Source organism: Granulicella rosea, assembly GCF_900188085.1.
Classification (GTDB): Bacteria; Acidobacteriota; Terriglobia; order Terriglobales; family Acidobacteriaceae; genus Edaphobacter; species Edaphobacter rosea.
The window spans coordinates 15,191-36,276 of record NZ_FZOU01000016.1 but is presented as its reverse complement, the minus strand read 5'-3'; the positions used below and the strand labels follow the sequence as shown (position 1 = coordinate 36,276).

9 protein-coding genes and 1 pseudogene are annotated in these 21,086 nt (G+C 63.2%); 6 read left to right on the top strand and 4 right to left on the bottom strand.

The genetic code is table 11. The features are described from left to right. Window positions 1-1,778 (top strand): annotated as a pseudogene (locus CHB87_RS22410) (hypothetical protein); the annotation flags it as partial. A gap of 106 nt (window positions 1,779-1,884) precedes the next feature. Here the strand turns inward: CHB87_RS22410 and CHB87_RS21300 are convergent. Further along, complete coding sequence (locus tag CHB87_RS21300; protein ID WP_176441918.1) at window positions 1,885-4,314, bottom strand: alpha-L-rhamnosidase-related protein; 2,430 nt, start codon at window positions 4,312-4,314, stop codon at window positions 1,885-1,887. Between the two features lie 312 nt (window positions 4,315-4,626). Beyond that, window positions 4,627-5,271, bottom strand: coding sequence for a TetR/AcrR family transcriptional regulator (locus tag CHB87_RS21295; protein ID WP_089410476.1), 645 nt, complete (start codon window positions 5,269-5,271; stop codon window positions 4,627-4,629). Window positions 5,272-5,632: 361 nt separating this feature from the next. Here CHB87_RS21295 and CHB87_RS21290 point away from each other — a divergent pair, with 361 nt between their 5' ends. From CHB87_RS21290 to CHB87_RS21270, 5 genes are all read left to right on the top strand, one after another. Further along, window positions 5,633-6,925 (top strand): efflux RND transporter periplasmic adaptor subunit, encoded by a 1,293-nt coding sequence (locus CHB87_RS21290; RefSeq protein ID WP_245818168.1) that lies wholly within the window; start codon window positions 5,633-5,635, stop codon window positions 6,923-6,925. Further along, the gene (locus tag CHB87_RS21285) at window positions 6,922-10,353 is read left to right on the top strand and encodes an efflux RND transporter permease subunit (protein ID WP_089410475.1); all 3,432 of its coding nucleotides are present in this window, start codon (window positions 6,922-6,924) and stop codon (window positions 10,351-10,353) included. The genes CHB87_RS21290 and CHB87_RS21285 overlap by 4 nt, the downstream gene beginning before the upstream one ends. Next, window positions 10,350-13,478, top strand: coding sequence for an efflux RND transporter permease subunit (locus CHB87_RS21280; protein ID WP_089410474.1), 3,129 nt, complete (start codon window positions 10,350-10,352; stop codon window positions 13,476-13,478). Before CHB87_RS21285 ends, CHB87_RS21280 begins: the two co-directional genes overlap by 4 nt. 1 nt (window position 13,479) lies before the next feature. Continuing rightward, window positions 13,480-14,985 (top strand): efflux transporter outer membrane subunit, encoded by a 1,506-nt coding sequence (locus CHB87_RS21275; RefSeq protein ID WP_089410473.1) that lies wholly within the window; start codon window positions 13,480-13,482, stop codon window positions 14,983-14,985. 80 nt (window positions 14,986-15,065) lie between these two features. Then, window positions 15,066-16,142 carry a LacI family DNA-binding transcriptional regulator gene (locus CHB87_RS21270; RefSeq protein ID WP_245818165.1) on the top strand — a complete coding sequence of 359 codons (1,077 nt, stop codon included), beginning with the start codon at window positions 15,066-15,068 and terminating at the stop codon, window positions 16,140-16,142. Between the two features lie 13 nt (window positions 16,143-16,155). Here CHB87_RS21270 and CHB87_RS21265 read toward each other — a convergent pair whose 3' ends face one another. Beyond that, window positions 16,156-17,586, bottom strand: a complete 1,431-nt coding sequence (locus tag CHB87_RS21265) for a sugar porter family MFS transporter (protein ID WP_089410471.1) — start codon at window positions 17,584-17,586, stop codon at window positions 16,156-16,158. After that, on the bottom strand, window positions 17,571-20,894 hold the full coding sequence (locus CHB87_RS21260; protein WP_245818163.1) for a DUF5107 domain-containing protein: 3,324 nt from the start codon (window positions 20,892-20,894) through the stop codon (window positions 17,571-17,573). The genes CHB87_RS21265 and CHB87_RS21260 overlap by 16 nt, the downstream gene beginning before the upstream one ends. Between the last annotated feature and the right edge of the window lie 192 nt (window positions 20,895-21,086).

Here is a 21,086-nt window from a genome sequence, read left to right as displayed (position 1 = left end):
TCTGCAATAACGGGCAGGCGATCTCGGTCGGCGGCACCAGCGCGGCCGCGCCGCTGTGGGCCGGCTTCATGGCGTTGGTGAACCAGCAGGGCGCCAGCAAGGGTAAGCCGCGCGTGGGCTTCGTGAATCCGCTGCTGTACGCCATCGGCGAGGGCGGCAGCTACAGCGCGGACTTCCACGACATCACGGTCGGCAGCACGGGCTTCAACGCAATGGGCGGCTACGACCTGACCACCGGCTGGGGCTCGCCGGCCGGCCAGCATACGATCAACGACCTCACCGGCGCGGGCGCGGCTGCCAGCTTCACGCTGGCCGGTTCGGCGACGAGCGTGTCGTTGCGGCAGGGAACCACGTCCGCCGCGACCACCACCCTGACCCTCACGCCGCAGAACGGCTTCACCGGCAACGTCAGCCTGGCCGCGACCGGCCTGCCCAGTGGCGTAACGGCCAGCTTCAGCCCGGCGCAGGCCGTGGTCTCGGGCACGAGCCCGGTGACGGTGACGTTGAGTCTTGTCGCTGGCTCCGCGGCGCCCGCCGGCACGTATCCAGTCACGGTCACGGCGCTTTCGGGCAGCCTGAGCAGCACGGCCTCGCTGAGTGTCACGGTGGTCGTTCCGTCGTTCACGCTCACTGCTTCGTCCACCTCGCTGACGCTTCCTCAGAGCGGCGCCGTGACCTCTACGCTGGCCGTGGGCGCGGTCAACGGCTTCGCGGGCTCGGTCGCGCTGAGCGTGGGCACGCTGCCGGCAGGCATCACCGCGGCCTTCAGTCCGGCGACGGCGACCACCACCAGCACGCTGACGCTGCATGCCACGAGCACGGCGGCTGCCGGTTCCTACAGCGTCGTGGTCAATGGCGTCTCCGGCTCGCTGCACGCGACGGCGGCGGTCTCGCTCGTCGTGACCGCGCCGAGCTTCAACCTTGCGTTCACGCCGCTGAGCCTTGCGGTACCGCGTGGCGGCAGCGCCGCCGGGCTCGCGACGATCACGCCGGTCAACGGCTTCACCGGCACGGTCAGCTTCACCGTCTCGGGGCTGCCCGCCGGCGTGACGGCGCAGTTTGGCGCGGCCAGTGCGGCCGGTAACACGATCGCCTCAGGCAGCGGCGTCGCCGTCAACTTCACGGCGAGCGCGACGGCCGTGGCGGGCAGCTATCCGGTCGTGCTCACCGGCATCTCCGGCGCGCTGGTCCAGACCGCGAAGGCGACGGTGGTCATCGCGGTGCCCGCCTCCACGGCGAGCTTCGTGAATCTGGCGCCGGAGTACAACGTGCTGGCGATCGCGAGCGACGGCGTCGCGTTCTCGGGCGTCGGCATCGACGGCGGCGCCAACGGGCTCACCGAGGCGTACTCGGCGACGCTTCTCGGCGGCCAGCAGACGATTGCGGGCACGACCTTCTACTTTGGACCCGCGGGCCTGCTCGACGCAGTTAGCGGCAAGACCGTAACCCTGCCGGCGGGCCAGTTCAGCGCACTGAAGATACTGGCGACCGGGGTCAACGGCGCACAGGCGCAGCAGAGCTTCAAGGTCACCTACACCGATGGCACGTCCACGACGATCGTGCAGGGGTTGAGCGACTGGTTCACGCCCTCCTCCTTTGCGGGCGAGACCAGGGCCATCACCATGGCCCACCGCGACACCGGCACGGGGCTGATCGACAACCGCACCTTCTATCTGTACGAGTACAGTCTGACCCTGAACCCGGCCAAGACCGTCGCCAGCGTGATCCTGCCCGCCAGTCGCAATGTGGTGGTGCTTGCCGCGACGCTGACGAAGTGAGCGGGATGCAATCATTCGCTCTGGCCCAGCAGATCCTCAGCGCAGAGCAGTGGGGTGGCCGCAGGGAAGACCAGACGCAGCGTATCTCGGAGGCGCATGCTTTCCGTCATCTTTCTTTGCTTCGGGGGATGTCGAATGTCTGTGCGCCTTGTCTCAGGGCGTAGGTCTTGCCCTGCCAGCGGAAGACGCCGGCGAGGGTCCGCGGCATGGCGATCTCGAAGCGATCCGTCAGCTCGCTCTGCCGGTACGTTACGGCGATCTCTCCCCGTGGATGCGGATACTTCGCGCTGAAGGCTTTGAGCGTACCGGGGTGGGGTTCGATCAGCACCGTGGCGAAGCCGGGTTCCGCTGGCGAGATGCCGGCGACGAGACGGAGCATGTCATAGGCGGGATGGGCGCTCCAGGCATGGGAGTCCGAGCGCGTCGGCTCGGGCTCCTCGGCCCAGGTGCTCAGGCCGAGGGCTATCATCTGCCTCCACGGGCCGAGCGTGTCGAGATAGCGATCCGAAAGGCCGGCGGCTTCAAGTCCGCGCGCAAGGTAGAAGCGGAAGTAATAGCTGGCTGTCGAGAAGGGGACGCCGGGATGCGCTTGCAGGTAGGCCGGGTCGTCGAACCGAAGCACCGTCTGCATGACCGCGCGCTCGCTGCCGGGCGGCACAACGTGCAGCCAGACGGCCAGTGCGTTGGCCTGCTGGCTGTAATGATTCTGTGCCGGTGTGTCGGCGATGAGGCCGAGTGAGCCGTTCCAGCACTTCGTGCGAAGGGCGTTGGCGGCGCGGTCGGCGGCCTCCTGGTAGAGGGCGGCGATGGCTGGTTGACCGAGGGGCGTCTCCATGTGGGCTGCGTTGCGCAGAGCCTCGATAAACTGCAGGGTCAGAAGGGACGAGCCGCCGTCTGGATCCTGCGGCGGCACGCCGAAGTGAAAGCCCTTGCTCCAGTCGCCGAAGTTCCACCACGGCATCGTCCCCAGCAGGCCGTCGGGACGCTGGTGGGCAAGGTGCCAGCGCAGCACGGTCTCGACGCCGGGCAGGTGAGACTGCACGTACGAAGGATCGTCGCGGTACATCCAGAAGTCATGCACCATGCCGATCCAGAGCAGGGAAAAGGGCGGGATGATCTGGGGCAGGTTGGAGGGGTAGCGGCTCTGCGTCAGGCCGTCGGCGGTGCGGGAGTGATCGATGGCGTCGATGGCCTGGCGTGCGAGGCGGTCGTCGCCGGCGAGGGAGTAGGAGATCAGCGCCTGCAGGCGGGTGTCGCCGACATACTGAAGACGCTCCCAGTAAGGCGTGTCCATGTAGGTGTCGTGCGCGTCGAGCCGCGCGGTGAGCCAACTGGTCTGCCAGATGCGGCTGAGTTCGGGGTCTTCGGATTGGAAGCTGCCGGCCAGATGGAAGGGAAAAGCCGTGAAGGTCGCGGTCGCGTCATCGAGGTGCAGCGGCGTCCCCGCGGTGGCGATGTCGAGTTCGAGGTAGCGCCAGGCGCGCCACTCCAGCGGCGTGAAGGTGCGGTGGTCGCCGCCGTCCGTGGTGAACTCGTCGGCGACGCCAAGAATGTGGCGCCCGGCAATCTCGTTGCGATTGCCCTTCCGGTTCTGGCCGTCGAGCAGAGCCTCGGCATAGGTGGCCCTGATGGTCGCGCCACGGCCTCCGCTGAAGGTGAAGGCAGGATAAGCCGTGGTGAGCGCGCCGCGGTCGAAGAGGATATGCGCGTGGGTATGGGCGGGAATGTCTTTGTGGGTAAAGCCGTCCGAGCGGACGATCTTTCCGAAGGCCACGGGTGAGCGTTCCATCGGCGGCAGGGTGTCGGGCTGAAGCGCCCAGATGGTGGCGCCGTTCTGTTTGCCGAACGGCGCTGGCGTACCAATGCTGGCGGCATGCTTCCAAGCGCCGACCGCGGCGCCGCTGGTCGACCACTGCCAGTCGTAGCGTGTGCCGTCGATGCGTTCGCCGGGGGGCGCGGCATAGTAGCCGAGCAGAACCTTCGAATAGTCGAGCGATATGGGCTCGCGACCGGTTGCGGGCTCGACCTCCCATGCGTCGTTCGTATCGAGCGTGCTGTCGGCGGGATCGGCGGACTCCATCAGGAAGGCCGTCCTCGAAGAGACGGTCGCGGCCGCCGCGTCCACACCCAGATTCCACACCACGGCGGCGATGACGTTTTCGCCCTTACGCAGGTAGGGGGCAAGGTCGAAGGTCTCGTACTTCCAATGAGCAAGGTCGCTGTGCGCGGGGCCTTCGCCGGCGAACGCGCCATTCACGTAGAGCAGGAAGCGGGCGTCGGCGCTGACATGGACCTGGAGCTTCGCCGGGGGCTGGGTCTCGGTCAGGATGCGACGGAAGTAATCGATGCCACGATCTTTCTGCGGGCCATCCGGTGGTGCGATCCATTGCGCACGGCTGAACGGCGGCGCGGTCTGCGCAACGCCCGCGGACGGCAGGGCGAACGGGAACAGGAATGCAACGTACAGGGCGAGGAAAGAAGGCAGGGAACGCCTGAATGGGACACAGGCCAGGACGAAATACGGGGGTCTCTCCACTTTGCTTCGCTCCGGTCGAGATGACATACATCTGGGTGTGGAATTAACACAGGCGATTCATTCTAAGGTGCGACCGCAAGCTGCGGAACAAGCCGGCCTCGGTCGGGGCGGCGTAGATGGGTGTGCGCTGGATGGCGCCGGCGTCGGGGTTGGTGGAGCTGCCTGCTCCGGGCTGGCAGACTCCAGATAACCGGCAGAGACAGTAAGGTAAATCGGAGCAACTAAAACGTCCGATAAGGAAGCCTCTGTCTCATTCGTGTCGCCGCCGATCCTTGGAACAAGAGATATCGAGGCTTCAACCTGAAGCCTGCGTCATGTCGAGGCAGGAGTGGAAGGGTCGCTCCCGATCTCCAGGAGCGCATCGAAGATCGCGTCGAAGACCTGCCGCGTACTATCCGGCGACTGAAAGGCTGGGTGAAACTGTTTTTCCAGGATGATGGCGCTCGGCATGCCACGCAGGACCGCCAGGGCAAGCATCTCGCTTTCTCTGGATCGTGCGGTGGCCGGCCTTTCGGACAATAGAACCTTGCCCATGTCGTCGTAGACCAACTGGTATAAGTCTCGAATGCGCTGCAGGGAGGCCTTATTGCGCAGGGCAAAGAGCTTGAACTCCAGCATGAGAATGGGCCAGCTTTCGTCCGCCAGCGTCGCAAGAAACATTTTCTTGACGATGGCCCTCCGCTGCTTCAGGTCCATGCCCTCCGCGGAGCCGAGAAAGGCGTCGCGTCTGGCTTTGCCTTTTCTTTCGAGCAGCGCGAAGAAGATATCTTCCTTGCTGCGGAAGTGCGCGTAGACGGCGCCTTTGGTGCGTTGGGCCTCTGCTGCGATCGTCTCCATCTGAGCCCGCTCGTACCCATCGCGAACGAACACACGTTCGGCTGCATCGAGCAGACTTCGCAGTGTCGCCGCAGTCTTCAACTGGTGCTTGTTCGGGCCGTCCGCCGATGTGCTTTTCATCGTCCTCTACTTTACAGATATGCATCCTGCAGTTGGAAACCGGCGCGCGGCGCGGCTGGTCTGGTGAAAGAGCGGTCGCCGGAGTGGAGCGGGCCTTTCTTTGCGGCTACCGTGCGGCGCTAAAATAATTGTATCCGCACGCGTATCCATCTATTCTAATCCATAAGACCTCTCAAAAGGTTCCGGTCCATACGCATCCGGCAGCCTCAGTCTGTTTGATGCGATTGCAAAATTCGTATCGAAGCAGATGCTCAAAGAGATGCAGAGGCGCCGTTCGCCACCTGTCCTGCCGGGCCCTGGGAAGAGTGTGCAGCGGAAGACGGCGATTCACCGCAAGGTATGAGCGAAAGGACAAGACGACGTGGAACATAGCGATAAGATCACCGGCGATCGTGATTCATTGCAACAACCGGCGCCAGCGCAGCACGACATTTCAGGAGACACCGGCAAGCAGCTCCGGCCCAGAAGGCGGGTCTGGCCATGGCTGCTTGCGGCCGGCCTGGCGGCGCTCGTTCTCTTCGCCGTCGTCCGCGGAGTGCGGAAGAGCAAGGCCGATGCCGCGAGCAAGGTAGAAGCTCCGCAGGTCGCGACCATCAAGACAGCAACGGCGCGCCTTGGGCCGATTGGATACTACGTTCGCGCTCTCGGCACGGTGACGCCGCTGGCTACGGTCAATCTCTACAGCCAGATTACGGGTCGCGTGACGGCCGTGCATTACGTCGAAGGGCAGTTGGTGCATCGCGGAGACCCGCTGATCGAGGTGGATTCCCGTCCCTACGAAGCCCAGTTGAAAGAGGCGCAAGGAACGCTGCAGCACGACCGTGGCGTGCTTGCGCAGGCGGAGATGGACCTCGCGCGATACAAGGACGCGTCGGCGCAGCAAGCCATCTCCAGGCAGACCTATGAGGATCAGATCTCGTTGGTCGAACAGTATCGCGGCACCGTGCAGAACGATATGGGGCAGGTCGAGTATGCCCAGGTGCAGCTCAGTTACTGCCACCTGACCTCTCCGATCGATGGCCGTGTGGGCTTGCGGCTTGTCGACCCGGGCAACGTCATCTTCTCCGGTGGATCGAATCCGCTGGTAGTGATCACGCAACTGCAACCGATCACCGTCGTCTTCAATGTCGCGGAGGACGATCTCAACCAGGTGCGCGATCAGATTCTGCACAGGACCTCGCTTCCCGTCGACATCTTCGACCGGACGCAGTTGACGCAGCTTGCGACGGGTAAGTTGCTCACGCTCGACAACCAGATCGACACGACGACGGGCACCGTACGCTTCCGGGGGCAGTTCCCGAACTCCGATCTGCGGCTCTATCCCAATCAGTTCGTCAACGCTCGCCTGCTCGTCAAGACGCTCGAAAACGCGACCCTTGTTCCGACCGCGGCAGTACAGCGCAACGGCACGCAGGCGTTCGTCTACATCGTGTCCGGAGACACGGTTACGTTGCGCAATGTGGAAGAGTTGACCAATGAAAATCAGATCGCGGCCGTAACCGGCATCAACCCCGGAGAGGTCGTGCCGATCACTGGCTTCGACAAGTTGCAGGAGGGTTCGAAGGTCATCGTGGAAGGGTCGGCGACCGGTCCAGCGACCAGCACGGCATCCAATGGAAAGATGGAAAGCGGTCCTTCCGGGAGCAGCCGGTGAACCCTTCGCGCATCTTCATCCTTCGGCCGATAGCCACCGTTCTATTGATGGCTGCCATCCTGATCGTCGGCCTTGTCGCGTATACGACCCTGCCGATCTCGGCGCTGCCCGAGGCCGATTATCCGACGATCCAGGTGCTGACCTTCTACCCCGGCGCGAGTCCGCAGGTGATGAGCTCGGCGGTCACCGCGCCGCTTGAACGCCAGTTCGGACAGGTCGCGGGGCTCTCCCAGATGACCTCGACCAGCTCCGACGGCAGCTCGGTCATCGTGCTGCAGTTCTCGCTCGACCTCAACATCGATGTGGCGGAGCAGGAGGTGCAGGCGGCCATCAACGCAGCGCAGGGATACCTGCCCACCGATCTTCCCGTGCCTCCGGTTTACAGCAAGTCGAACCCGGCCGACGCGCCGGTCCTTACGCTGGCGCTCAGCTCGAAGACGCTGCCGCTGTCGAAGGTCGAAGACCTTGTCGATTCGCGCCTCGCGCCGAAGATCTCGCAGTTGAGCGGCGTCGGTCTGGTGACGATCAGCGGCGGCCAAAAGCCCGCCGTCCGCATTCAGGCGAACCCGGTCGCTCTATCCGCCTACGGCATCAACCTGGAAGATCTGCGCACCGCGCTTACCAGCACCACGGTCAATACGGCGAAGGGTAGCTTCGACGGACCCGCGCAGAACTTCCAGATCAACGCGAACGATCAGTTGCTTTCAAGCGATGGCTACCGCGATGTCGTGGTGGGTTACAAGAATGGCGCGCCGGTGATGTTGACCGATGTGGCGAAGATTCAGGATGGCATCGAGAACTCGAAGCTCGCCGCATGGATGAACCAGACGCCTGCCGTGATTCTGAATATCCAGCGCCAGCCTGGCGCAAACACCATCGCCGTCGTGGAGTCGGTGGAGAAGCTGCTTCCGAAGCTGCAGGCAGGGCTTCCCGCATCGGTCAATCTGGTGGTCCTGACCGATCGCAGCAACACGATTCGTGCGTCGGTCTCGGATGTGGAGTTCGAACTGATCCTGACGATCGGACTCGTGGTCTTCGTCATCTTCGTCTTCCTCCGCAGCCTCAGCGCCACGCTCATTCCCGCAGTCGCCGTGCCGCTGTCGCTGGTCGGCAGCTTCTCCGTCATGCACCTGCTCGGCTACAGCCTGAACAACCTCACGCTGATGGCGTTCACCATCTCGACCGGCTTCGTCGTCGACGACGCGATCGTCATGATCGAAAACATCTCGCGCTATCTCGAAGAAGGCATGGGCCCGATGGAGGCGGCTCTGAAGGGCGCGGAGCAGATCGGCTTCACCATCATCTCGCTGACGGTCTCGCTCATCGCCGTATTGATTCCGCTGCTCTTCATGGGAGATCTCGTAGGGCGCCTGTTCCGCGAGTTCGCCGTGACGCTCAGCGTAACGATCCTCATCTCGGCGGTTGTATCGCTCACGCTGACGCCGATGATGAGCGCGCGACTGCTGCGGCATACGCCGGAGAGCGAGCAGAACAGCTTCTACCGGTGGACCGAGGGTCTGTTCAAACGCGTCATCGACGCCTATGGCCGCAGCCTCCGATGGGTTCTGCAGTATGAGGCCGCGGCGCTCATCGTCGCCGGCGTGCTGCTGGCGTTGACGATCTTTCAGTACATCGAGATACCGAAGGGCTTCTTCCCAACGCAGGACACCGGCCTCATCCAGGGCATCACCCAGGCGCCGGAGTCCATCTCGTTCCCGGCGATGTCGCACAAGCAGCAGCAGCTCGCCGATATCATCCTCAAGGATCCTGCCGTTGCAAGCCTCTCTTCCTTCATCGGCGCGGACGGTGTAAACAGCACGCTGAACAGCGGACGCATTCAGATCAACCTGAAGCCCGTTGCCGACCGCCGCCTTACGGCAACCGAGGTGATCGCACGGCTTCAGAAACATGCCGACCAGATCCCCGGCATCCACCTCTACCTGCAGCCGGTGCAGGACCTCACCGTCGACGATCGTGTCAGCCGCACGCAGTATCAATACGCGCTCGAAGATGCGGACGGCGACGAACTCGATCTGTGGACCGCGAAGATGTTGACCGAGCTGCGCAAACTCCCTCAGATCGCCGACGTTGCGACCGACCAGCAGAACAACGGCCTCAGCGTGCAGTTGAACTACGACCGTCCCACGGCCTCGCGCCTCAACATCACGCCCGACCAGATCGACTCGACCCTCTACGACGCCTTCGGTCAGCGGCAGATCAGCACGCTCTACACCCAATCCAACCAGTACCACGTGATCCTCGAGTCTCTGCCGGAGTTTCAGAAGAGCCCCGACAAGCTCAAGGACATCTACATCCAGGGCAGCAGCTCCGCATCGAGCTCGAGCGCGCAGAGCACCTCTGGCCGCACCTCTTCATCCTCCAGCGGGACCGTCAGCACGCTGAGCCCTACGAAGAGCGCGGGACTCAGCTCGTCTTCTCCGGCGAACACCCTGACCAGTGCAACGGGCACCTCAAGCACAGTGACCTCAAGCAGCACGACCTCGAACACGAGCAGCTCTTCTTCGAGCACGCTCTCATCCAGCACGCCGACCACTGCGCTCGCTTCGTCCAGCCAGAACTCCTCAGGCAGTCAAAACGGCTCAGGCTCTTCGAACTCAAACTCCTCCAGCGGTACGGCCGCGCTTGCGACGCCCGTTCCACTCTCCGTCGTCAGCAGCTTCACCACGACGCGTTCCCCGCTGACGATCAGCCATCAAGGGCAGTTCCCGGTGGTCACTCTTTCGTTCAACGTCGCGCCCGGCTACTCGCTCAGCCAGGCGGTGGACGCCGTCGAGAAGACCCAGGCGAAGCTGAAGATGCCGGCCAGTGTCGAAGGCAGCCTGCAGGGCACGGCAGCGGCCTACAAGACCATCGGCGGCAACGAGGCGTGGCTGATCCTCGCCGCGCTGGTCGCGGTGTACATCGTGCTGGGAGTTCTATACGAGAGCTTTATCCATCCCATCACGATCCTCTCTACCCTGCCCTCGGCCGGCGTCGGCGCGCTGCTTGCGCTGCGGCTTTTTCATCAGGATTTGGATGTGATTGCGATCATCGGGATCATCCTGCTGATCGGCATCGTGAAGAAGAACGGCATCATGATCGTGGACTTCGCGCTCGATGCCGAACGCAGTCGCGGCGTCACGTCCGAAGCCGCGATCTTCGAAGCGTCTCTGCTGCGCTTCCGGCCCATTCTCATGACCACGCTGTGCGCTCTGTTTGCAGGCATTCCGCTGGCCTTCGGTTCCGGCATCGGCTCCGAGCTGCGGCGGCCGCTCGGCATCGCGATGGTCGGCGGTCTGCTGGTCAGCCAGATTCTCACCCTTTACACCACGCCGGTCATCTACATCTTCTTCGATAAACTGGCTCGCCGTTTCGCGCGTACACCCGTGCAGACGTTCACGCAGGTTCGTCCGGTGGAGCTGCCATGAACCTCTCGTCCATCTTCATCAAGCGTCCTGTCGCGACCATCCTGATGGTCATCGCGATTACGCTTGCGGGCGCTATCGCCTTCAAGGCTCTGCCAGTCGCTTCGCTGCCACAGGTCGACTTCGCAACGATCACGGTCGCGTCGACGCTTCCCGGCGCCAGTCCCGAGGTCATGGCGTCGTCGGTCGCGACTCCGCTCGAACGGCAGTTCGGACACATCGCCGGAGTCACGCAGATGACCTCCGCAAGCACGCTCGGCACTACCGGCATCACGCTGCAGTTCGACTACACGCGGGATGTCGATGGCGCCGCGCGCGATGTCCAGGCCGCCATCAACGCGGCGCGTACCTACCTTCCTTCGAACCTTCCCTCGAACCCGACGTACAGAAAGGTCAACTCCTCCGCCTTCCCTGCCGCCGTGCTCTACATGACTTCCCCGATCCATACCAAGGGCGAGCTGTACGATACCGCGGCGTCGGTCGTCCAGCAGAAGCTCTCGCAGCTCAACGGCGTTGGCCAGGTTCAGGTCGTAGGCGGCTCGCTGCCGGCCGTCCGGATCGACCTCAATCCGCAACAACTCAACAGCTATGGCATTGGCGCGACCGACATCGCGCGGATCCTCTCGCAGCAGAATTCGAATCGTCCCAAGGGCCAGATCAGCGACGACTTCACCACCGCCGATATCAACGCCAACGACCAGATCCGCAAGGCGAAGGAGTACGCGCCGCTCGTCATCGGCACGAACAAGAGCACCGGCGCCGTCGTTCATCTGGACGATGTCGCGCGCGTATTCGACTCCGTGCAGACGACTCGTTCCGCGGGCTATGCCAATAGCCGCGAGTGTGTCGTGCTCCTTGTCTACCGGCTTCCCAATGCGAATGTCATCAAGGTCGTCGACAGCATCCGGGCCGCGCTTCCGGGCATCAGCGCATCCATTCCCGTAGCCGACAAACTTGAGATCGCCATCGACACCACCACCACCATCCGGGCCTCGGTGCTGGACGTCGAGAGCACGATGGTCCTCTCCATCTTCCTGGTCGTCGTCGTAGTCTTCATCTTCCTGCGCAGCCCGCGTGCGACGTTGATTCCCGCGGTTGCCGTCACCACCTCGCTTGTCGGCACCTTCTCCGGAATGTGGCTTCTGGGATACAGCGTCAACAACCTTTCGCTGATGGCGCTCACCGTCTCCACCGGCTTCGTGGTCGATGACGCGATCGTCGTCATGGAGAACATCACACGCTACATCGAGGAGGGCGTTTCGCCATGGGAGGCATCGCTCAAAGGAGCGCAGGAGGTCACCTTCACGGTCCTCTCCATGAGCCTTTCGTTGATCGCGGTCTTCGTTCCCCTGCTCTTCATGGGCGGGCTCATCGGCCGTCTCTTTCATGAGTTCGCGATGACCCTTTGCATCGCCATCGCGGTGTCGATGGCGATCTCGCTGACCGTTACGCCGATGATGTGCGTATACCTGCTGAAGCCTGCCGGTCCCGAGCATCATGGCCGCTTCTATCGCATCAGCGAGGGGACGTTCGCCGCGCTTCTCCGTGGCTATCGCCGAACGCTCACCTGGTCGCTGCGACACCCGATCCTCGTCGTCCTGAGCCTCGTCGCCACGGTCGCGCTCAACGTGGTCCTGTTCATCTTCGTGCCGAAGGGCCTCTTCCCCACGCAGGATACCGGGCTGATCTTCGGCGGCCTGCAGGGCTCGCAGGATGCCTCGTTCCCCTCGATGCGCGACTCTCTGCTCGACGTGCAGCGGGTTGTCGGCGCGGACCCTGCGGTGCGAACGATCGCAGGCTTTACCGGCGGCGGTGGCGGCGCCAGCAACAGCGCCTTCGTCTTCCTCGCGCTCAAGCCGCGTTCGCAGCGCGATGTCACCGCCGCGCAGGTCGTCGACCGTCTGCGACCGAAGCTGGCCGCGCTTACCGGCGCGTCGACGTTCCTCCAGGCAGCGCAGGATCTTGGCGTCGGCGGCCGCCAGAGCAACGCGCAGTATCAGTACCAGCTCTCGGGCGACACCGTCGACGACCTTGGAACCTGGGGGCCGGCGCTCTATAAAGAGATGTTGAAGATGCCGCAGTTGAAGGATGTCACCACCGATCAACAGAACGGCGGCCTGCAGATGCTGCTGAACTACGATCGGCCAACCGCGTCGCGCTTCGGCATCACGCCGCAACTGATCGACCAGACGCTGTATTACCAGTTTGGCGAAGCCCAGGTCTCGACGATCTATACCTCGCTCAATCAGTATTACGTCGTCATGGAGGCCGCGCCGCAGTACTATCGCGACCCAACCACACTGCGTTCGACCGATGTCCATGCATCGGGCGCGTCGGCCGTGCCGTTGCAGGCCTTCACGACGGCTCACGCCGCGACCTCGCCGCTCGCTGTCAACCACTCGTCCTTCTTCCCATCCGTCACGATCTCGTTCAACCTGGCTCCGGGCACGTCGCTCGGTCAAGCGACCGAGGCCATCAACCGGATGCAGCAGCGCATCGGTACGCCAGCCTCGGTGCGCGGCCAGTTCGCGGGCACCGCCCAGGCCTTCCTCGCCTCGCTTTCAACCGAACCGATGCTGATCCTGGCCGCGTTGCTTTCGATCTACATCGTTCTCGGCGTGCTGTACGAGAGCTTCGTCCATCCCATTACGATCCTCACGACGCTGCCGTCCGCGGGGGTCGGCGCGATCTTTTCCCTGCTGATCTTCCATAGCGAGTTCGACGTGATCTCGGTGATCGGCATCTTCCTGCTGATCGGAATCGTGAAGAAGAACGCCATTCTCATGATCGACTTCGCCCTGCTCGCCGAGCGCGACCACGGCATGACCACCGAAGAGTCGATCTTCGAGGCCGCCATGCTTCGCTTCCGGCCCATCCTGATGACGACGGTCGCGGCCTTCTTCGGCGCGTTGCCGCTCGCTCTCGGAACGGGCACGGGCTCCGAGCTGCGCCGGCCGCTGGGCATCGCCATCTGCGGCGGGCTTGTCTTCAGCCAGATTCTGACTCTCTACACCACGCCCGTGATCTACCTCTACTTCGATCGCTTCAGCCAGTGGATCAAGCGTCAGCGTGGCGTCTCCGATATGCCGAACCCCCTGCAGCCAGACATCCTGCCAGTTAGGAAATAGCATGAGCCTCTTCAAGACACAGACCGAACACGCTCGCAGCCGCGCCGCCCTCGGCGCCGTGACGCTCACCGCCTGCATGGCGCTTCTTCAGGGATGCAACGTCGGTCCGCGCTACACGGCGCCCGTCACTCCGGCGCCGCCTACGTTCAAGGAGGCGGCGCCGCAGCAGTCCTCTGACGGTACGACGTGGGTTCCCGCGAACCCACAGGACGCGACCCTGCGCGGCAACTGGTGGGAGCTTTATCAGGAGCCCGAACTCAATGCGCTCGAAGAAAAACTCAACACCTCGAACCAGAACATCGCCCAGTCCTTCCAGAACTTCATGGCGGCACGAGCCCAGGTAAAACAGGCGCGCGCCTCTTATTTTCCGACGGTCAGCGTTGGACCGTCTTACACGCGAGGCCGCACCTCCGGCACGGAGGGCGCGCAGGTCGCGGGCAGCAATCTGAACAGCAACGACTTCAGCCTGCCCTTCGATGTCTCATGGGAGCCCGATGTCTGGGGACGCATCCGCAACACGGTCCGCGAGTACGCCAATGCCGCGCAGGTAAGTGCGGCCGATCTGGCCAACGTGCGGCTAAGCCAGCAGGCCAATCTCGCCGAATACTACTTCGAGCTGCGCGGTCAGGACGCCTTGATCGGCCTGTACGAGAAGACCGTCGTCGCCTATCGCGAGAACCTCCGGCTGACCCAGGTGCGCAGCCGCACCGGCGTCGATACGGAGCAGGCCGTCGCCCAGGCGGAGCTCAGTCTCAAGACGGCCATCGCCGCCGAGACCAATCTCCGCATCAGCCGCGCGCAGTACGAGCACGCCATCGCGCTCTTGACCGGCCAGGCCGCTTCGTCATTTTCCATGCCGGTGCATCCGCTCACGACAGCGGTCCCGGCGATCCCCATCGGCGTCCCCTCGCAGATCCTGCAACGCCGGCCGGACATCGCCGCGGCGGAGCGGAGCATGGCGCAGGCCAACGCCCTGATCGGCGTCGAGACCGCTGCCTACTACCCCAGCTTCAGCATCGGCGGCTCCATTGGCCTGGAGAGTTCGAAGCTGACCAATCTCTTCACCTGGCCGAGCCGCTTCTTCTCGGTGGGACCCTCTGCGTCCGAAACGCTCTTTGACGGAGGTCTCCGTCGTGGACTTCTCGATCAATACAAGGCTCAGTATGAAGCCAACGCGGCTGCCTATCGCGAGGCCGTGCTGACAGCCTTTCAGCAGACCGAAGACTATCTCGCCGCGGAACGGCTTCTCGGACAGCAGCGGCGCGAACAGCAGGAGGCGATCGCGGCGGCGCAGCGCTATTACGACCTCTCGAACATCCGCTACAAGACCGGCGTCGACACCTACCTCAACGTATTCACCGCGGAGACCAGTCTGCTGAGCAATCAGCAGACCGCCATCTCGCTGTACGTTCAGCAGATGACGAGCACGGTTCAGCTCATCCAGGCCGTGGGCGGCGGTTGGGATACCTCGCAGCTTCCCACCGAGAAGAGCGTTGCCGGAAGGTAATTCCGCCGGCGGACAGCCCTCTTTCGCCTTGTATACCCCTTCCGAAAATCGTGTGCCGACGGCGCGATAGAATGGCGGTGGTGAGCCAGCACACATCGAAACCGGCCGGGATTCGCGAGATCGCCGCGGCGCTGGGCGTCTCCATCGGAACCGTCGACCGCGCACTGCACGCGCGAAGCGGAGTCAGTGCAAGCACGCGTGACCGCGTCCGGGAGATGGCCGCGAAGTTGAACTACAGCCCGAATACGGCTGCACGTTCGCTCCGGCTAAACCGGCGTTCGCGCATCGGCGTCTTCCTGCCCCGGCAGATCGCGCTCTTCTTCGATCCTCTGCGAGACGGCGTCAGACAGGCAGCCGAGAGCTTCACCCCAGGCGCAGTCGAGGTCGTCTTCCACACGTATCCCCGCATCGGCGAGGGCGAGATGGAGGCATTGACGGCTGCGAACTGGGAGCAGTTCGATGGCGTCATCCTTGCGCCCGGCAGCCCCGGTCTTCTTCCGATGCTGCAACGCGCGCACCAGCGGAAGATCCCTGTCGTCTTCGTGGCCTCCGATTTCCCCCGTCTGCCCCGCCTGGCATCGATCGCCGTCGACGCTATGGTGAGCGGAGGCATCGCGGCAGAGCTGCTCGGACACAAGCTCGCGGCGCCATCGACCGTTGCGGCGTTCACCGGCGACCTCGCGATTCAGGACCATGCGGACAAGCTGCGCGGATTTGCCGCGACCCTCGCAACGCTGGCGCCGCATCTTTCGCTTCTGCCCGCGGTCGAGTCGCACGATCGCCCAGCCCAGGCCTATAAAGCCGCGCTCGACCTCTTTCGCCGTCAACCAAAGATCGGCGGCATTTATGTCAGCACCGCGAACGGTCTGCCCGTACTCAAGGCTGCTCGCGAGCTGAACCTGCTTGGAAAGGTGCAGATCGTCTGCACGGACCTCTCCTCGGGGCTTCTGCCCATGATCGAGCGTGGATTCGTCTTCGCGGCGTTGCATCAGCGTCCGCTGACGCAAGGGAGGATGGCTCTCGATCTGCTTGCGCGTTTTCTTACTGCGGGCACGACGCCGCAGGAGATCAACCGGCTGGCGCCGCATATCGTACTGCGCAGCAACCTGTCGCTTTTCTCGGGAAATATCTCGCTGGACGCGGGCGCCTCTGGCTGAGCGGGCGTCATGTTTACAGCGTACGCACGCCGAACTGAATCTCTTCCAGGCTCTTGCCCTTCGTCTCTGGAACGAACACGGACACCATCACGCAGCCCAGCAGGCAGATCGCTCCATAACCGAGAAACACGCCTGCGGCGCCGATGCCCGCATACAGAATCGGAAACGTGTACGTCAGGGCGAACGATGCAATCCAGAGCATGCTGACCGCCAGGGATACGCCCTGCGAACGCACGCGGTTCGGAAAGATCTCCGAGATCAACACCCACGTAATCGGAGCGAGCGTCAAGGCATAGCAGGCGATGGCGCTCAGCGTGAGGACCAGCACCGCGGCTCCGCGCCAACCTGCGCGATAGGCAAACGCGCAGAGGATATGCGAGAGGGCGATCCCGATGCAACCGGCGATCATCAGTCTGCGGCGGCCGATCTTATCGACCAGTACGATGGCAAGCATCGTGAATACCAGGTTGATGCCGCCGGTGATCACGATGTTCAAGAGGATGTCGTTCGCGCCATAGCCCGCGCTGCGATAGATCTCGGACGCATAGTTGAACAGGATGTTGATGCCGGTCCATTGCTGAAGAACGGCGAGCATCATTCCGAGCAGCAGCATCTTGCGCACGCCGGGCCGCAGCAGCGCCCGCCAGGAAGAGTCGCCTTGCGCGGCTTCGGATCGCAACGCATCTTCGATGCTCTGGACCTCGCTCGCAGCGTAGCGAGCGCCGCCGATACGCGTCAACACGCTGGCAGCCTCGGCTTCGCGCCGCCGCGCCAAAAGCCAGCGAGGACTCTCTGGAATAACAATCGAAAGCGCCGCGAACGCAGCCGCCGGCGCCACCAGCACCGTGAACATCCATCGCCAGCCATAGAGCACATTCCAGGATTGAAGCGCCATCGCCGGTGAAAGGTCAGCGGGAACAGGCCTTGCAATCATCCAGTTCACGATCTGCGCCAGCAGAATGCCAACCACGATGGCGAACTGGTTGAGACTCACGAGCCGCCCACGAATGGCAGCCGGACTGATCTCCGCGATATAAAGCGGAGACACATTGGAACTCAATCCGATCGCGACGCCGCCAAGGATGCGCCACGCAATGAACGCCGCAAAGGAATACGACCAGCCCGTCAGCACGGACGAGATCGCGAACAGGAGTGCCGCGGCCAGCAGGACGCGCCTTCTCCCGAATCTATCGGCGGTGCGTCCCGCAATCAGAGAGCCAAGCAGACAGCCCACCAGCGCGCAACTGTTTGCCCAACCGACAAGCGCCGCGGAGCCAAGGTGAAAATACGCCTCATAGAACTGCCGTGCGCCGCCGATGACGACCCAGTCATATCCGAAGAGCAGACCTCCCAGCGCGGCCGCCAGCGAGATGCCCCAGAGGTAGGCGGTCGGTTCGAATGGATTCGTTGCGGCGGATGACTCCGTGGCTACCGGCCCGTGCATACGTTGGCTCCTTCAGCATGCAGCAGATCGCTCGCCCCTGCATGGTTCCGGTTGAGTCGCTGAACCTCGTGCAGCAGCCTGTTTGCGGCTTCGAGATCGCCACTCCCAAGCCTCGCCTGGGCTTCGAGAAAGAGCGCCTCGACAAGCCGCCTTTGATCGAGGTCTTCGTCGAACAGCAGCATGGCCGGCAACGATGTTGCGAAGTAATCGATCTTCGCGGGCGTAGTGCGCAGATAGCCGGCTTGCTCCCGCATCAGGAGAAACAGCTCGCTGGCCTCGTCTTCCCTGCCCAGGCTGCGCAGCGCAAGCGCGCTCCAGTACGTCATCTCCGAGACAGTCTGTACCTGCATCTGCTGGAAGTCGCCCCGCTGTCGGGCCGCCCTGGACCAGCTCGCGTTCGCCTGCGCCGCATCCCCCCTCCGCGCATAGGTTTCGCCCAGCCAGTAGTCGATCTGGCTCAGGTTCATCAGCAGATGTTTGGCCTCGCTCAGTTGCCGCGGCGGATTGGATGCTGCGTGAAGATGCTCCAGGCTTGCAACGAAATCGTTCTCCTTCAAAGCCATTTGCGCCAGCAGCACATGGGCACGAACGTACTCCGACAGTACAAGCCCCTCACCGCCCTCCCATGGCTGAAAATGCCGCGCCAGCAATATCGCAAGCGCCCGTTGCGGCTGACCGAGACCGTTGTAAAGCGAAGCAAGTTCGACCGACAGATCGTCGCGTCGATCGACCGCCGCGCGATGCTCTTCCAGCATGCTTCGCCTTGCCTCTGGCATCGCGCCCGTTCGCTTCAGCAACTGGTCGTACTCATACAACAGACGCGCGTCCTGCGGCGCAAGCTCGCGTGCGCGTTCAAACGCCTGGCGCGCGCGATCCGCATCCTGCAGGACGTTGAAGTAAGCAAAGCCCAGGTTGCGCCAGGCAATGGGAAACTTCGGGGCCAGCTCCGTGGTGCGCTCCCACAAAGCAATGGCTTGCTCATAACGGCGACGATCGTAAAGCAGGTTCGCAAGATAGTAGGGCGCATACGGATCGGCCGGAGATACCGCGATAGCCTTCTGCAGCAGCAGCATCTCCGTCAGCCTGCTTGGAAAGACATAGTCCGTCGATGCGTCGGCGGCCTTGCGATACGCCGCCCTGCTTTCGTGCTCTTGCCCGGCTAACTCCCTTGCCGAAGCCTCCGCGTAAAGTAGCATCGTCGTGGCGCCGTCGCGAGCGGAGCTGGAAGGCGCTGAGAGGATCGCGATGGCGTCTTCCAGAAAGCCTGCTCCCATCAGATCCAACCCGAGATCGAGGCGCATCTGACCATCCGCCGGAACCTCTTTCCCTTCAAGGTAACGGCTGAAGCTATCCAGCGCATCGAGGCGCCGCGTCTCCGCGATCAGCGCCTCGGCGGCGGCCGAGCGACCAAGCCGGCGCAACACCATGGCCTTCAGGTTGCGCGCCTTCAGATTGTCGGCGTCCACCCGCAGCGATTGGTCCAGATGGTCGAGCGCCGTTCTCCAATCTCCGCGCCTGCAGTCAATCTCGGCAAGCCGCAGAAAGCCCGGCCCGCGCCAAGCGGCGTTCCATGTGCACTTATAGAAAGCGCCATATGCGTCTGCGAGCTTGTCCTGATAGAGGAGTGTCATCCCGAGGTTATAAGAAGGCTCGCCATCGTAGGAGTTTGGATTGCGCGCCGTCAGTCTCGCCAGCGCAAGCCGCAGATATCTCTCGGCCTGTTTGAACTCGCCGCGTCGCATGTGCCATCGGCCCAGCGCGTGATTGCATCGGCTATCCCCTGCGTCGCGGCAAAGCGCCTCAAGCCAGTAGGCCTCCGGCGATCGCGTCGGATGCCGGTACTGTTCAAGATGCAGCCCGTTCAGATACAGCTCGTCCAGGCTCTCGATGTCCTCGGGCAACTCCGGTTCCGTTGCGACCTCAGGCATCTCGACCGGGACAAGCTCATCCGGCGCATAACGGATCAACTCCACAGAACCTGCCTCCAGCAAGACCTCCAGCGCACCCACGGCGCCGGCCGTTTCGAACACCTGCGTGAGTGGCTCCTCCGGATGCAGCGCGCCGATCCAGCGCCCCAACTCCTTCCCATCGGCGCGAACGATCAACGTGCCATGGTCCCGCGCGCTGGTCACCTGCAGATGCACGCGCACGCTCGACTCGCTACGTTCCACGCGCAATGCGGCGTCGAGGTTGGCGAGGTTCGGCACACCGATCTCTCCGATCGGATACCAGTACTGGCTGAAGGTCTTCGTCTCTCCCGGCGCCAGGAAAGAGAAGTCCGGCTGATTGTCCGTGTAGACCCCGGACATCAGCTCGATGTACGGGCCGTCGGCGTCCGTCAGGCTGCGGTCCCACGCATAGCCAAACTCGTGATTGCCCCATGTCCATTGCTTCTTACCGGGCGAGATATGGTGATTCGCATAGGCCACCGTGCCGGCGCGACGCGCATGATCGTAGCCGCCAAAGAAGTCTCCGCTGGAGCCGACGATCATATAGCTCGTCGGCACGGGAATGTTCGCATACCAGCCGAGATCGTTCGGCGCATAGGAGCCATCGGGAACGAAGCAGCTCGGCGACTCCTCTTCGGGAACGCCTTCGTGCGCGCGCCGTTCATAGTCGATTCCGTAGTAGGTTCCTTGACTGAGTGGATACTCAGTGATCGCACGCTTTGCGTGGTCCGCGGCAAAGCGCACATCCTGCGGGAAGAACGACTGGTATCGCTCGTGGACGCGCGTCGCGACGTTCGCCCACCACAAAAAGCTCTGCGTATCTTCGGTGCGGTTATAAAGGCGCACACACACTTCGACGTACGCACGGCCGGGGCGCAAGCAAATCCCATGCATGCCCTTCATCCGCGTCATCGGATCGTGGTCGGAGCACCATACCGTGACGGAGCCGTCCTCGTCGCGTTCGATCGCGACCTCTACCGGCATGAACGTAGCCGGCCGATGGTGCTGCGGCCAGTTGAACTCCACGCCTCCGGAGATCCAAGGCCCCGCGAGCCCGACCAGCGCGGGCTTGATCACGTTCTGCCGATAGAAGAAGTCGTAGCCGTTCCTCTTGTCCAACCCCACGTGGATGCGTCCGCCGATCTCAGGCAGCACCATCAACCGTATGAATTCGTTCTCGAGATGGACCGCCTTCCAGGCTCGCGGCCGCGCCTCCGTCTCGATGCGGTCGATGACGGGCAGAGGGTAGATGCGTCCGCTGCTTCCCTGGTAGACGCGCTGTTCGAGAAACAGCGGGTAGACCTCCGCCGGGGCTGGCTCGTACGTCATCATCGTCACCGGCTCTTCCCAGGCCTTCACCGGTCCCTGCTCCGAGCGAGGCGCCTCCGGTAACGTAAGTCGAGCTTTCGCTTTCTCGTCCGGTCCCCCTGTCTGTTCCATCGCTTGCCATTCCCTTCGTCACAGGGCTCTATCGAATTGATTCCCGTGTCGCTGTTGAACGTGTACGTTACCGGAAACCACCGTAGATGCTCGCCTGGGGTTTGTCAAGAT

Coding starts and splice junctions, on each gene's coding strand:
- CHB87_RS21295 (WP_089410476.1), bottom strand. CDS start 5,271: ATGAAAAGCACATCGGCGGACGGCCCGAACAAGCACCAGTTGAAGACT.
- CHB87_RS21280 (WP_089410474.1), top strand. CDS start 10,350: ATGAACCTCTCGTCCATCTTCATCAAGCGTCCTGTCGCGACCATCCTG.
- CHB87_RS21275 (WP_089410473.1), top strand. CDS start 13,480: ATGAGCCTCTTCAAGACACAGACCGAACACGCTCGCAGCCGCGCCGCC.
- CHB87_RS21265 (WP_089410471.1), bottom strand. CDS start 17,586: ATGCACGGGCCGGTAGCCACGGAGTCATCCGCCGCAACGAATCCATTC.